Source organism: Flavobacterium agrisoli (assembly GCF_016522065.1).
Classification (GTDB): domain Bacteria; phylum Bacteroidota; class Bacteroidia; order Flavobacteriales; family Flavobacteriaceae; genus Flavobacterium; species Flavobacterium agrisoli.
On record NZ_JAEHFV010000003.1, the window covers coordinates 90,068 to 105,224 of the forward strand.

Annotated in this window: 7 protein-coding genes; 5 read left to right on the forward strand and 2 right to left on the reverse strand. The window is 36.2% G+C overall.

All coding sequences use genetic code 11. The features are described 5' to 3' along the window. Positions 1 to 74: 74 nt before the first annotated feature. Positions 75 to 1,181 carry a Glu/Leu/Phe/Val family dehydrogenase gene (locus I5M07_RS08720; protein WP_200105899.1) on the reverse strand — a complete coding sequence of 369 codons (1,107 nt, stop codon included), beginning with the start codon at positions 1,179 to 1,181 and terminating at the stop codon, positions 75 to 77. Between the two features lie 207 nt (positions 1,182 to 1,388). On the opposite strand from I5M07_RS08720, the gene I5M07_RS08725 reads away from it, so the two are divergent. Both I5M07_RS08725 and I5M07_RS08730 read left to right on the forward strand, forming a co-directional pair. Further along, complete coding sequence (locus tag I5M07_RS08725) at positions 1,389 to 3,149, forward strand: ABC transporter ATP-binding protein (protein ID WP_200105901.1); 1,761 nt, start codon at positions 1,389 to 1,391, stop codon at positions 3,147 to 3,149. A 66-nt stretch (positions 3,150 to 3,215) separates the two neighbouring features. Continuing rightward, positions 3,216 to 3,593 (forward strand): PUR family DNA/RNA-binding protein, encoded by a 378-nt coding sequence (locus tag I5M07_RS08730; protein WP_200105908.1) that lies wholly within the window; start codon positions 3,216 to 3,218, stop codon positions 3,591 to 3,593. A gap of 59 nt (positions 3,594 to 3,652) precedes the next feature. On the opposite strand, the gene I5M07_RS08735 is transcribed toward I5M07_RS08730, so the two are convergent. Further along, positions 3,653 to 5,065, reverse strand: a complete 1,413-nt coding sequence (locus I5M07_RS08735) for an APC family permease (RefSeq protein WP_200105910.1) — start codon at positions 5,063 to 5,065, stop codon at positions 3,653 to 3,655. A gap of 196 nt (positions 5,066 to 5,261) precedes the next feature. Between I5M07_RS08735 and I5M07_RS08740 the strand changes: the two genes are divergently transcribed. The 3 genes from I5M07_RS08740 to I5M07_RS08750 all read left to right on the forward strand — a co-directional run bounded on the left by I5M07_RS08740 (position 5,262) and on the right by I5M07_RS08750 (position 15,118). After that, on the forward strand, positions 5,262 to 8,915 hold the full coding sequence (locus I5M07_RS08740; RefSeq protein ID WP_200105912.1) for a hybrid sensor histidine kinase/response regulator transcription factor: 3,654 nt from the start codon (positions 5,262 to 5,264) through the stop codon (positions 8,913 to 8,915). A gap of 195 nt (positions 8,916 to 9,110) precedes the next feature. Beyond that, a complete protein-coding gene (locus I5M07_RS08745; protein WP_200105913.1) occupies positions 9,111 to 12,092 on the forward strand; it encodes a glycoside hydrolase family 2 protein in 2,982 nt (993 codons plus the stop codon). A 116-nt stretch (positions 12,093 to 12,208) separates the two neighbouring features. Next, positions 12,209 to 15,118: a glycosyl hydrolase 115 family protein gene (locus I5M07_RS08750; RefSeq protein WP_200105915.1), complete on the forward strand. Its 2,910-nt coding sequence runs from the start codon at positions 12,209 to 12,211 to the stop codon at positions 15,116 to 15,118. Positions 15,119 to 15,157 lie beyond the last annotated feature (39 nt).

Genomic DNA, 15,157 nt, shown 5'->3' on the forward strand with positions numbered 1-15,157 from the left:
AAAGCAAAGCCAGTCTTACTGAGGACTGGCTTTGGTGTACTAATTCAAAAGTATTTTATGATTTATTTCATCTATTAAAGTTTATTGTTTTCTAATTTTCGTGCATCAATTCGGTTTTGCGCAATTGTCAAAGCGGCTTGATGTGTAGTGCAGTTGTTTTTTTCGGCAAAATCGATGATTTCCAACGTGGTGTTGTAGATATTTTCGGTTTTGCTCATGATTTCTGCTTTTCCGTAATGCGCTAATTCAGCATAAACATTGATGATACCACCGGCGTTAATCAAGAAATCGGGTGCGTACAAAATGCCTTTTTCGGTTAGCATTTTCCCATGAATAGTTTCGTTCGCCAATTGATTGTTTGCAGCTCCGGCAATTACTTTTGCTTTCAATTTGTGAATGCTCTCTTCGTTTAAAGTAGCTCCCATGGCACATGGCGCATAAATATCAACATCGGCTGTGTATAAATCAAGCCCTGTATAAATAGACGCATTGTATTTTTGAGCCACATTATATAATCTCTCTTCGTTAATATCGGTAATGGTTACTTGAGCTCCTTCTTTTGTCAAATAGTCAACTAAAGCTTCACCCACATGTCCAATTCCTTGTACTAAAACTTTTTTGCCCTCTAAAACATCCGAACCAAATTGGTGTTTTGCAGCTGCTTTCATGCCAAGAAAAACCCCATAAGCTGTGATCGGAGAAGGATTTCCAGATCCGCCTTTTTCTTCCGAAATTCCAGTTACGTAAGGTGTCACTTCTCTTACAGTATCCATGTCTTTGGTTTCCATACCCACATCTTCTGCGGTAATGTATCTTCCACTCAACGAATGAACAAATTCGCCGAACTTACGCATTAATTCAGGTGTTTTTTGAGTTTTAGCATCGCCAATAATTACGGCTTTACCACCTCCAATATTCAAACCTGTAATGGCTGATTTAAAGGTCATTCCTCTTGAAAGACGTAAAACATCATTCAAAGCTTCCCATTCGTTGGCATAATTCCACATTCTGGTACCGCCCAAAGCTGGTCCCATAACCGAATTGTGAATGCCAATTATTGCTTTTAAACCTGTATCTTTGTCGTTGCAAAAAACAATTTGTTCGTGATTGTCGAAAGAAAGCTGACCAAAAACGGGATCCATTTTTTCTAATTCTTTACCGGAAGTAAAAGTTGCATTCATAGCAGTTGGTTTTTTTAAGTGAGTTAATTTGTGAATTCGTTAAAAATGCATTTCAAAAGTACTACAAAAATGAATATATGCTAATATTTTTGTGTTATTTTGTTGATATGATAATGTGTTTTGGTGTTTTTTGAATGCATTTTTTATTCATTAAGCGTTAAAAACCTTTTAAAACAAAACTATATTGATCCTTTTTATCACATAAAAATGAAAGAATTACGTTATTTAGACAAATACTTTATAAAATATAAACTCCATTTTTTAGCTGGAATTTTTATCACCATAATCGCACAAATTTTCTTTTTATTTACACCAAAACTAATCAGTCAATCCTTTGAAGCCATTGAAGGTTTTGCTAAATCTGATTCGATTTCGGTTGAAGTTATCAAAAGTGAATTGGTTTCGAATATTTTATTGATTATACTAACAGCCATTATTGCCGGATTTTTGACCTTTTTGATGCGCCAAACTTTGATTGTGATGTCGCGTCATATTGAGTTTGACTTAAAAAATGAAGTTTTTCAGCAATATGAAAATTTAGCGCAAAATTTTTACAAACAAAACCGCACGGGAGATTTAATGAATCGCATTAGCGAAGATGTTTCGAAAGTCCGAATGTACGTTGGACCTGCAGTAATGTACACCATCAATACGTTAATTCGTTTTGTTATTGTACTGATTTATATGTTTAATGTTTCGCCTAAATTAACTTTATATACCATTCTGCCTTTGCCCATTTTGTCATTTTGTATTTTTAAATTGAGTAACGAAATCAACAAACGCAGTACTACTTTTCAGCAATATTTATCCAAAGTGTCGAGTTTTACCCAAGAAATTTTTTCGGGAATTCGAGTAATAAAAGCCAATTCATTAGAAAACCAGCATCAAAATAATATGATTGATTTGGCTAACGAAAGCAAGGCTAAAAGTCTGGATTTGGCAAAAGTACAATCGCTTTTTGGACCTTTAATGATTGCTTTAATTGGTATTAGTAATTTGGTCGTCATTTACAGTGGCGGTGCAATGTATATTAACGGAAGTATTTCGAGTATCGGAACTATTGCCGAGTTTATTTTATACGTTAATATGTTAACTTGGCCAGTGGCCTCTTTGGGATGGATTTCATCGATGATTCAAGAAGCCGAAGCTTCTCAAAAACGATTAAATGAATTTTTGAAAATTGAACCCGAAATTACCAATACAAACGAAGCATCGTCCGAAATTCAAGGCGCCATTGCCTTTCATGACGTGAGTTTTACTTATGATGACACGAAAATATTGGCTTTGGATAAGGTTAGTTTTACTGTTGAAAAAGGCGAAACATTGGCAATTTTGGGTAAAACAGGTTCCGGGAAATCGACTATTTTGGCGCTCATTTCGCGATTGTATGATGTAAGTAAAGGAAGCATTACCATAGACGGAATTGCTATTCCCGATTTAAATTTAAACGATTTACGAAACAGTATTGGTATAGTGCCACAAGATGCTTTTTTGTTTTCGGATACCATAAAAAACAACATCAAATTTGGTAATCAATCAGCAACAGATGAACAGGTGGAACAAGCCGCAAAAGCAGCCGTAGTGCACGATAATATTATGGGGTTTAACAAACAATATGATACGGTTTTAGGGGAACGCGGTATTACGCTTTCGGGCGGACAAAAGCAGCGTGTTTCTATAGCAAGAGCTATTATTAAAGATCCCGAAATTTTACTTTTTGATGATTGCTTGTCGGCTGTGGATACCGAAACCGAAGAAACCATTTTGAATAACCTGTTTGAAATTTGTAAAAACAAAACCACTATAATTGTGAGCCACCGCATTTCGTCGGCCAAAAATGCAGATAAAATTATAATTTTAGAAGACGGAAAAATAATACAGCAAGGTTCTCATAATCAATTAATAAATCAGGAGGGCTATTATTCGGCCTTGTATTTAAAGCAACTTTCGGAAAAAGAATTACTTTAAATGTTGGATAATAGATAATTTTTTATGATTTTTGATTGCTATTAAATATAAAATGATAGAAAGATTATGAGAGAAAATGACCTATTAGAAAAAGAAGAAATCTTTTCTAAAGTATTACGTGCGGGCAGAAGAACGTATTTCTTTGACGTAAGAGCTACTAAAGCTGACGATTATTATATCACGATTACGGAAAGTAAAAAATTTACTGAAGAAGATGGTTCTTTCCATTTCAAAAAACACAAAATTTATTTGTACAAAGAAGATTTTAGTGCTTTTGCCGAAATTTTAGGCGATATGACTTCGTATGTTTTGAATCACAAAGGAGAAGAAGTTATTTCTGAAAGACATCAAAAAGACTTTAAAAAAGACACTATTGGAGGCAAAAATGAAGAGTTTGTTACCGAAACTTCTTCGTTTACCGATATTGACTTTGATGATATTTAATCTTTCTTTAGATAAAAATACAAAGCCCTTCTTTTTTGAGAAGGGCTTCTTTTTTGTGATTATTTTTTGTTTTTAGTGAGATAATAAATCGGAATACCGGTTAGCATAATTAAAACACCCCATCCACAAGTTGCCCATTTGGTAACTAATAAAGCAATACTCAAAGCACTTGCAAAAACAACATATACCATTGGAATAAACGGATAACCGAATGCTTTATAAGGGCGTTCCAGTTCAGGTCTTTTTTTTCTTAAAATGAAAATGCCGTAAATAGTTAAAATGTAAAAAATCAATACAATTATAATTACAAAATCCAATAAAGCACCGTAGGTTCCTGTTAAGCATAAAACCGAAGCCCAACCGCATTGCAGCCATAATGCCCAAGCTGGTACATTGTGTTTGTTTAAAACACCCGCTTTTTTAAAGAATAATCCATCTTGAGCCATGGTATAATATACACGCGCTCCCGCCATAATAAGTCCGTTATTACAAGCAAATGTCGAAATCATAATCATAATAGCGATGATGAGTGTTCCCATATTTCCTAAAATATTTTCGGCTACTACTACGGCCACACGGTCGTATTGTGCCGTAGCAATGGCATCAAAAGAAACTACTGAAACATACATTAAATTGGTTAAAACGTACAACGAAGTGACTATAAAGGTTCCTAGAAAAAGACTCAGTCCTACATTTTTTTTTGGGTTTTTAATTTCGCCAGCTATAAAAGTAACACCGTTCCAAGCATCGCTAGAAAAAAGAGCTCCCACCATTGCCGCTGCAACTCCCGAAATAAAAGCACTGCCACTAATCGATTTCCAAGTAGAAGTTGTGATGTCAAAATTACGAGCTTGCCAGGCATTGGCCCAATTCGCGTCCCAAATGTTTACTTTTCCTGCCCATGACAGTCCAAGTACAATCAAACCTAAAAGGGAGGCTATTTTGATAATCGTTAAAACAGTTTGCATTACTTTACTGTTTTTTACGCCCAAACTGTTAAGATACGTTAAACCCACAATAGTTACAATCGCCAATATTTGCGCTACATTGACTTGAAAGTTGCCTATTGAAAAAAGAATGTTGTGCTCTCCTAAAGGCTCGTACAAATAAGCAGAAAACTTAGAAAAAGCCACGCCAACTGCCGCAATGGTGCCCGTTTGTATCACGGCAAAGAAACTCCATCCGTACAAAAAAGCAATCAATTTGTTGTAGGCTTCTTGTAGGTATACGTATTGGCCGCCTGCTTTTGGAAACATGGCACTCAATTCGCCATAACTCACTGCTGCAATTACGGTTACAATACCCGACAGTATCCAAATTAAAGTGAGCCAACCCGCAGAGCCAACTTGCCGCGCTATATCGGCACTTACAATAAAAATTCCGGAACCAATCATGGAGCCTACGACTAACATGGTTCCGTCAAATAAGCCGAGTTCTCTTTTGAAAGAAGTTTCTGTTTTTGTGGTATTCATTTGCGTTAAATTTGTCTTTAAAGATACTTATTTATCAGAAGCTGCAAGAAAAGCAAAATCGATTTACTTTGTTTTTTTTCGAGAAATCCCTTCCGAAAATCCAAAATCAAATTGCTTCATTTTAAAATCAAAGGATACAAACAAAATATAAAAGTCTTATTTTGCAATCTGTTTGTAAGTTTTATTTGAAACTGTAATGAGAAAAAAGATAGTAATTTTTTTAATTTCTTGCTTCGTTTGTATTTTGTATGGCTCGCAATTACAGGCGCAAAACTTGTTTTTCGAAAAAATTACAGGTCAAGAAATTGACCCGAGTACTTCCATACACGGAATTGCCAAAGATGCGGTTGGCTTTATTTGGTTTGGAAGTTGGAACGGCGTTTACCGCTATGATGGCAAAACATTCGATTATTTTTATCACAATCCGAACGATCCCAATTCCTTACCTAATAATCGCATTCGCAATATTGTATCAGATGCCAAATTTGGGCTTTGGTTTTTGACTTTCGATAAAAAATACAGTCGTTATCATTATGATACCCAATTTTTTTCAGTTGTTCCTAAAAGCCAAGTTCCAAAGCTTATTATCGCAAAATTGGATGCCAATTCGAATGTCTTAAATCACGATAAAATTATTAAGGGCAAACGTTATTTTTTGTCGGGTCACTTGCTTACTTCGTTGGATTTGAGTACTAAAAAATCAATTCATTATACCGCCAACATCAACCTTCCCGGGTATTTGTTAGACGATTATATCACTACTTTTTTTATTGATGATGAACAACTCATTTGGATTGGCACCCGTAGCGGCGATATTTATAAAGCAAATCCCAATCGAAATCCCTTTACCCTTCATTACAGTTATGTTTCCAAAACCGAAACGACCAAATTGGCTACTGTTCGGGCTATTTTAAAAGTAGCTAATCAGACATGGTTGGGTACCGATGAAGGTGTTTTAATTTACAATAATTATGGTTCGCTGGATGCACATCATCCTTTTTACCGTTCGAATAGTCAAATGAAACAGGTGCGGACTTTGGTGCAAGATCCTAACGGTGCCATTTGGATTGGAGGTGTAAATGGATTGGAATGTTACGATTTAAAAAGTAATAGTACGAGAGCTATTATAAATAAAAACCAAGCGCCAAATTTAGAAACATGGTCGGTTTTTGCTATGGAAGTGTATGAAAAAAACACGCTTTGGGTTGGTTTGTATAACGGATTGGCGCGAATTCAATTATCGGATTTTAACATTACGTATTTTGATTTAGAATCGGTTATGAACAACCGAAGCGTGATGGCGATTGTATGCGATAAACAAAAGCTTTGGTTAGGAACAGAAGGCAATGGTGTTATTGGTTTATCACTCGATTCAAAACTCGATTTGATTCAGAAAAAAACGAATGCCGATTTTTCTGAATCAATTCAAAAGCAAATGACAGGTAAAATAGTGTATGCCTTGTATCGAGATCAAAAAGGCCTGCTTTGGGTGGGTACTACCGAGGGTTTGTACACCTTAAATACCCAAATAAAAAACAGTAATTTCAAAACATTCCCCTTACATCTTACATCTCAAAATCCCTACATTTCGGCCATTACCGATGATGCAGAAGGGAATTTATGGATAGCGCATAAAGAAGGAATTTCGAAGATTGAGAAATTATCGGGCGAAGTTTATAATTATCAAAACAAAGATAAATTTGGCTCTTGGCGCTTTTTAGAACGTGCTTTTTACAAAGATACCAACCAAAATAGGCTCTACTTTGGTTCTAAAAATGGTTTTGTTTCGTTTGATCCACAGCGTATAAAAACCAGTATTAACAAACATCGGTTGGTTTTAAAAACGTTGTATGTCTCCAATCAAAAAGTAGTTCCGAACGATACACTTTGGGGAAAACCTATTTTAACTCAATCACTTTCGGATACTAAAAAAATAATTTTAGATTATGAAAATAGTAGTTTTACTATTGAACTGGCTTCTTTTAATTATTTCGATACACAAAAAGAAGTTTTTGAATATCAGTTAGAGGGCTACGATGACAATTGGATTACAACCACCTCGCCTCATTTGGTTTTTCATAAAATTCCACCCGGCAAATATACTTTAAAAATCAGAGATAGTTCGAGTCCCAAAACTTCAGCAGTAACGTATTTAGCTATACAAATTCAATCGCCTTGGTATGCGCCTTGGTGGTTTAAATTGGTAGCATTTTTATTTTTAGTTGCTTTGGTTTATTGGATAGTGCGGCAAATTTTATATCGCAGTAAATTACAAAATCAAATTCAGCTAGAGCGTCTCAATGCCGAGCAGCAAGAAAGAATTGCGAAAGAAAAACTAGCCTTTTTTACCAATATTTCGCACGATTTAAAAACGCCATTAACACTTATTGTAGACCCAATCAAACAATTGCAGCGACAAGATATATCGGTACAAGACAAGAAATTGTATTTTGATATTATTCAACGAAATCTGCATTATTTAACCAAGCTAATTCATCAATTATTGGATTTTAGAAAAAGCGAATTGGGCAAATTAACCTTTAATCCGACTACGCAAGATTTTACATTGTTTATTCAAAATGGTTTGGCCAATTTCCAATGGATTGCCCAACAACGAGAAATTGCGTTATGTTTAGAAATCAAGGATTCGCCTTTATTTGCTGTATCCGATTTTGATAAAGTGGAGCAAATTCTCCTTAATGTTTTGTCGAATGCTTTGCAATACACGCCCAATGGAGGTCAAGTTATGGTATCGGTACAATTGAAAGAAGCAAACGAAACGATTGAATTGCTGGTGGAAGATAACGGAATTGGCATTGCCGCAGCCCAATTAACCCGAATTTTTGAGCCTTTTCATAACGAGGGGCCGCAACCGTTTCATGGTCATTCGTCTGGAATAGGTTTGTCGTTAACACATAGTTTGGTGCATTTTTTAGGCGGCACTATTTCAATAGAAAGTATTGAGGCAAAAGGAACCAAAGTGCGTATCTCACTGCCTTTTGTGGCCGCTTCAAAACCAGAAAAGACAATTGTTGATTCTTTCGAAGAATCCGAAATGACGGCTTTAGAATTGGATGAGGAAATCTCTGCTAAAGACAAAAATCAACCTACTATTTTGATCGTGGAAGATAATCCTGATGTACAATTGTATTTGCAAACCGAGTTACAAAAACACTATACGGTTATTCAAGAATATAATGGAAAAAAGGGACTTGAATCGGCTTTGCAACACATTCCCGATTTAATTATTTCGGATGTTATGATGCCCGAAATGCAAGGAACCGAATTGTGTAAGGCAGTTAAAAACAACGAAAAGACCTGTCATATTCCGCTTATTTTATTAACCGCAAAAGCTGCTGAAGCACATCAAATTGAGGGGTATGAGTTGGGAGCCAATGCGTATGTAATGAAACCGTTTAGTGTGATGGTTTTACAAGCGCAAATCAAAAGTCTGTTAGACAACCGAAATGCGATCCTAAGTCGTCTGTCCGAAATTTTAACTATTCAAAAGTTACAAGACGAATCCCCAACATTGGATAAATTGTTTTTAAGCAAAGTAGTGGAGTTGATCCAATTCCATATGGGAAAAACCGATTTTAATCCAGAAGTTTTGGCTCAGGAGTTACAAATTAGTCCACGACAATTGTATCGAAAATTGAAAGCAGTTAGCGGTTGTACCGTGCATGAATTTATAACGAAAGTCAAGATGGAACAAGCCGCCGAATGGCTTAAAAACGCTACTTGGTCGATTGCCGAAATAGCCTATAAACTTGGTTTTTCGGAACCTTCCAATTTTTCAAGAACTTTTTCGAAGCATTTTGGTTGCAGTCCGTCTAAATATTTGAAATAAAATAGAAACACTTTATTTTTTCTAAATTAATTTTTTGAACAATTCCGTATCAAAAATGCTGAAAAGGCACGGAATGATTGGTAGTGGCAGGTTTTGATAACTATTGTTTTTGCTCTTTACTTTACTTTTGAATCTCTAATCATCCATATTAACCCATGCTTTTAAAAGCACTAATCGTAATTAATCAGTATTAAAATGAATTGGAAAAAAGTTCTAACAGTCGTTTTTTGTATAGTATTACAATACCAAGCAAAGGCACAAAGTACCGATGCAAATCAGGTGAAATTTAATTTTAACTATGGTTGGAAATTGAATGTTGGCGATATCGAAGATGCTAAAAACACCCATTTTGATGATACCAAATGGAACAGTGTGAATTTGCCTTATGCGTGGAATCAGGCAGAGGCATTTAAGGTTGATATTTCGCATTTATCAACTGGCATTGCTTGGTACCGCAAAACTTTTCAATTACCTAAAGGAACGCAGGATAAAAAGATTTTTATTGAGTTTGAAGGTGTCCGCCAAATGGGTGAGGTATATGTAAATGGTGCTTTTGTTGGCCGACACGAAAATGGAGCAATGGCTTTTGGATTGGATATTACTCCTTTTGTAAAAGCGTTTCCGGAGCAAAATACCATTGCGGTAAAAACCGATAACGACTGGAAATACAGAGAAAAAGCATCCAATTCTCCTTATCAATGGAACGATAAAAACTTCAATGCCAATTACGGCGGAATTCCGAAAAACGTATTCCTTCATATCAAGTCGAAAGTCTATCAAACCCTGCCATTGTATTCTTTTTTAGGTACAACAGGGACGTATGTTTATGCCACTGATTTTGATATTGCTCAAAAAAAGGCGGTCGTACATGTAACTTCTCAAGTTAAAAACGAAAATACTACAGCGGTTAAAGCGCATTTAAAAGTTAGTTTGAAAGATAGAGAGGGCAAAGAAGTAGCTAGCTTTTTAAGCGAAACAATCACTTTAGCGCCAAACGAAACTAAAGATTTAAAAGCATCTAAAGCTATACAAAACTTGAATTTCTGGAGTTGGGGTTATGGCTATTTGTATACCGTTACTTCGGAATTGTTGGTCGATAACAAGGCGGTTGATAAAGTGGATATTCGAACTGGATTTCGTAAAACAGAATTCAAAAACGGAATGGTGTATTTGAACGATCGCGTTATTATGATACACGGTTATGCACAGCGTACGAGTAACGAATGGCCTTCGATAGGAATGTCGGTTCCGGCTTGGTTGAGCGATTATTCGAATAGTTTAATGGTAAAAAGCAACGGAAATTTGGTGCGTTGGATGCATATTACGCCTTGGAAGCAGGATGTCGAATCGTGTGATCGCGTGGGGTTGCTTCAAGCCATGCCAGCGGGCGATTCGGAGAAAGACGTAACGGGTAGACGTTGGGAGCAACGTACCGAATTGATGCGCGATGCCATTATTTACAACCGAAATAATCCTAGTATTGTGTTTTATGAGTCAGGAAACGAAAGTATTTCGGAAGAGCACATGCGAGAAATGCTGGCTATTCGAAATCAATACGATCCTCATGGCGGCAGAGCTATAGGAAGCCGGGAAATGCTTGATAGTAAAGTGGCCGAATACGGAGGCGAAATGTTATACATCAATAAAAGTGCTCATATTCCGATGTGGGCTACCGAGTACAGCAGAGATGAAGGCTTGCGTAAATATTGGGACGAATTTACGCCACCGTACCACAAAGAAGGAACAGGCGGAACGACTCATGAAAATGTAAACGGAACCAAAGTGGCCGATGCCAGTGCCTATAACCACAATCAGGATGCACACGCGATTGAAGATGTCGTACGCTGGTTTGATTATTGGGAACAACGACCAGGAACCGGAAGTCGTGTGAGTTCGGGTGGAGTCAATATTATTTTTAGTGATTCGAATACGCATTACAGAGGGCAGGAAAATTACCGAAGAAGTGGCGAAGTAGACCCCATGCGCATTCCGAAAGATAACTTTTTTGCACATCAGGTTATTTGGGATGGTTGGGTAGATACCGATACACCTAAAGCACATATTATTGGACATTGGAATTATGAAAAAGGAGTAACCAAAGACATTACTGTGGTTTCTACCGCAGCTGAAGTTGAATTGTTTGTAAATGGAAAAAGTCTCGGTAAAGGCATACAATCCAAACGATTTCTTTTTACGTTTAAAAATGTAACTTTTCAACCCGGTGTAATCAAAGCTATTGGTTTTAACAACGTCGGAAAACAAGTTTGTGAAAATGAAATTAAAACGGCAGGTGAGCCTTATGCCTTGAAACTTACTTCTATTGAAAGACCAGGCGGCATGGTCGCAAATGCAAATGATTTGGCTTTGGTACAAGTTGAGGTGGTCGATGACAAAGGAAATCGTTGTCCGACAGCTATGGATATGATCGATTTTGATGTACAAGGTGAGGGGATTTTTGTAGGTGGAATTGCGCAAGGTCCTGACAATTACATCGCTTCAAAAAATCTTCCTGTAGAATGTGGGGTAAATAGAATTTTTGTGAGAGCAACGGCTGTTTCAGGAGAAATTATGGTGAAAGCTACGGCCAATAATCTTAAAAGTGATAAGTTGACTATTAAAACGGTTCAAACGGATTTACAAAAGTTGTCTTCTGTTTTACCATCGGATAATTTACCTTCTTATTTAGAAAAAGGGCCAACACCTAGTACGCCTTCTTTTGAGAAAGTGAGAAATTCGATAAAAATTGTTGCAGTAAAAGCCGATGCCAATCAAGCCGATGCAGAAAAAAGTTACGACGACAACGAAATGACCGAATGGACGAACAACGAAGGTGTTGCCAAAATTGAATACGAATTAGAACGAAAAGCCACACTTAATCAAGTTGTGTTGAAATTAGCAGGATGGAGAAGTAAAAAATACCCTATTAGCATTTTAGTAGACGGTAAAAAAGTATTTGAAGGGATTACGCCAACCAGTTTAGGCTATGTAACTTTAGATGTAACGCCCACAAAAGGAAAAAAAGTAACCATACAGTTAATGGGCACTTCTAAAAACAGCAACGATATTAATTTAGTCGAAATCACCGGAAAAGTAGATGAAGGCGGTTTGAAAAAAGGAAATTCAAAAATGCCACAATTGCCCATCGTTGAGGTTGAATTTTATGAAGCTGTTAAATAAAAAGGAATTTTAAAATTCAAATCAAGATTTAAAATAAAGAGCACTAACTTTAAATTAAAACCTTTGTTAGTGCTTTTTTAGTTAGAATGCCTATTTTAGATTTTAAAAAATATTTGATGAAATACCTTATCACGATTTTTAGTTTGATTTTTTTGATTCAATCCAACCAAGCTTTTAATCTCCAAAAAAAGAAATCAGAAGAGAAAGGAGCTTTTGAAATTGTAAGTAGCCACTCGAAAGCCGTTATTTTATACGATAAAAAAGGCTCTCCGTTAGATTCGATTGTGGCGAATTTGTTAGCAGAAGATATTTTCAAAGTAACACAATACAAACCCCAAGTGCTTACCGAAGTTAAACAAGCAAATGGCAATGTAATTGTTATCGGAAATATCGGTTCAGAATTGATCAAAACCTTTGTTAATAAAAAATCGGTTACGGCTGCTTTTTTAAAGCAATGGGAAAGTTATGTGTACAGAACGGTTCTCAATCCGAACAAAAAAATTAAAAAAGCCTTTGTAATTGCAGGAACTAATGCAAGAGGAACGGCTTTTGGTGTTTTTGATTTGTCTAAAAAAATAGGCGTTTCCCCTTGGAATTGGTGGTCTGATGTTCCGGTGGTTTCTCAAAAGGAATTAGTGCTTTCGCAAGAAGATTTTCAATCGAAACCTCCTTCGGTAAAATTCAGAGGAATTTTCTTGAATGACGAAGATTGGGGTTTACAACCTTGGGCAGCCAAAACTTTTGAACCCGAAACCAAAGATATCGGACCTAAAACCTATTCTAAAATTTTCGAATTGTTGTTACGCTTAAAAGCCAATACCGTCTGGCCAGCCATGCACCCGAGTACCAAAGCTTTTTTTCATTATCCGGAAAATGCAAAAATGGCGACGTTGTACGAGATTGTTTTGGGAACTTCGCATGCCGAACCGATGCTTAGCAATAATGTGGACGAATGGAATGAAAAAATCATGGGACGTTTTAACTACAAAACCAATAAAGATAATGTCTTTAAATACTGGGAAGATCGTGTAAAAGAAGCCAAAAATATTGATGGATTTTATACCATTGGCATGCGAGGTGTGCACGATAGTGGTATGGAAGGGGTTAAAAATAACGATGAGGCGATTGCCGTTTTAAACGAAGTGATTCAAGATCAAAGAGGTTTATTGCAGAAGTATATTAATCCAGATGTGGCAAAAGTCCCGCAGGTTTTTACGGTTTATAAAGAGGTTTTAGACTTGTATAAAAACGGTTTGAAAGTTCCCGATGATATCACCTTGGTTTGGACCGATGATAATTACGGTTACATTCGTTCATTGAGTAATGCACAAGAACAAAAGCGTTCGGGAGGAGCGGGTGTTTATTATCATATTTCCTATTGGGGTCGACCTCATGATTATTTGTGGTTGAGTACCACAAATCCATATTTGATTCAGGAAGAGATGATGAAAGCCTTCAATTTGAATAATAAAAACATTTGGATTTTGAATGTAGGCGATATTAAACCAGCCGAGTACAATACGCAATTGTTCATGGATATGGCTTTTGATGCAGGTAAATTTCAGGAAACCAAAGCCATAAAGGAGCATCAAAAACAATTTTACACCGAGATTTTCGGAGATAAAAACGGTCAACAAATTGGCGATATTCAATCGGAATATTACCAATTAGCCTTTGAACGCAAACCCGAATTTATGGCATGGAGTCAAACAGAACCTACAACTCCAATTTTTAATACGGCCTATAATCCCTTAGTAAATGGTGATGAAATTCAACAACGCCTTGATGCTTACGCAAAAATTACTCAGGAAGTTGGAGGCATCGAAAAGCAATTACCAGAAAATCTACAGAGTGCTTTTACGCAATTAGTAGGTTATCCGGTTAAGGCATCGGCAGCCATGAATGCTAAATTTTTGTATCGAGATAAAGCTTTGGTTTACATTCAACAAGGACGTAAAAGTGCTATTTTATACAAAGAAAAAGCAAATGAAGCTTATGAAAACATTGTGAAATTAACGAAAGATTATAATGAATTGAACAACGGAAAATGGAACGGTTTTATGGATATGAAACCTCGTAAATTACCCGTTTTTGAGAATCCTGAAATCAATCTAAATACGGTTTCTTCTAAAGAGATTATAGGGGTTAGTGTGGAAGATACACTGACTACAAAAGAAGGAATTCAAATATTACCAACATTTTATGTTAAGGATTCGGTATCACATTTTATTGATGTTTTTTTTCCAGAAAGTAAAAATGCCTCGTTGAAGTGGAAGTTCAAGTCATTGCCCAATTGGATTAAAGCTAGTGCCTTATCAGGTCTTTTTTTTCCAGATGATAATGTGCTTTTAGAACAAAGAATTCAACTTTCCATTGATTGGAAGAATTGGGAAAAAGCCGGAAAACCAAATGCTGGAAATGTAATGATTGAGGGAGATGGTTTTGAAAAAAAGATTCAACTTACTATTTCTGATTCCTATGCCAATGTACCTCAAAATGCTATTGTCGAAAAAAACGGAACGGCGGTCTTGTATGCAGATAGTTTTGTGAAAAATCTACCTTTTGGAAATTTAAAATGGGCGTTGCAAAAAGGATTTGGACATTCAAAATCGGTAATGCAAGCCCAACCTTTAACCAATCAAATTTTACCAGATGATAAAAAAACAGCCGTTTTAGAGTACGAATTGTTTACCGAAACTAATAACGATAAAGCCTTGTTGAGTCTTGTTGCTATTCCGACTCATCCCTTAACAACTGATGGTGATGTTAGAGTAATGGTACAATGGAATGAGGAATCCATTCAAATGGTGAATTTTAAAACCGAAGGGAGAAGCAAAACCTGGAAAGAAAATGTATTCCGCAACAAAGCGATTCAGTACATAAAAGTTCCCATTAGACGAAAAGGAAAACAAAAGCTGAAAATATTTATGGTCGACGCGGGCGTGTTGTTGGATTATATGGTTTTACAAACCAAGCAAAATACTTTTCCTTATAAATTGCCAGAAGAAACGCGTCTTAAAAATTAAATATGGGTTCGTTTTTGATAAAATAAAAATCTAAAGAAA

Excerpts from the sequence above, each read along its gene's own strand:
- I5M07_RS08750 (WP_200105915.1), top strand. The coding sequence starts at position 12,209 with ATGAAATACCTTATCACGATTTTTAGTTTGATTTTTTTGATTCAATCC.
- I5M07_RS08740 (WP_200105912.1), top strand. The coding sequence starts at position 5,262 with ATGAGAAAAAAGATAGTAATTTTTTTAATTTCTTGCTTCGTTTGTATT.
- I5M07_RS08730 (WP_200105908.1), top strand. The coding sequence starts at position 3,216 with ATGAGAGAAAATGACCTATTAGAAAAAGAAGAAATCTTTTCTAAAGTA.
- I5M07_RS08745 (WP_200105913.1), top strand. The coding sequence starts at position 9,111 with ATGAATTGGAAAAAAGTTCTAACAGTCGTTTTTTGTATAGTATTACAA.
- I5M07_RS08735 (WP_200105910.1), bottom strand. The coding sequence starts at position 5,065 with ATGAATACCACAAAAACAGAAACTTCTTTCAAAAGAGAACTCGGCTTA.
- I5M07_RS08720 (WP_200105899.1), bottom strand. The coding sequence starts at position 1,181 with ATGAATGCAACTTTTACTTCCGGTAAAGAATTAGAAAAAATGGATCCC.
- I5M07_RS08725 (WP_200105901.1), top strand. The coding sequence starts at position 1,389 with ATGAAAGAATTACGTTATTTAGACAAATACTTTATAAAATATAAACTC.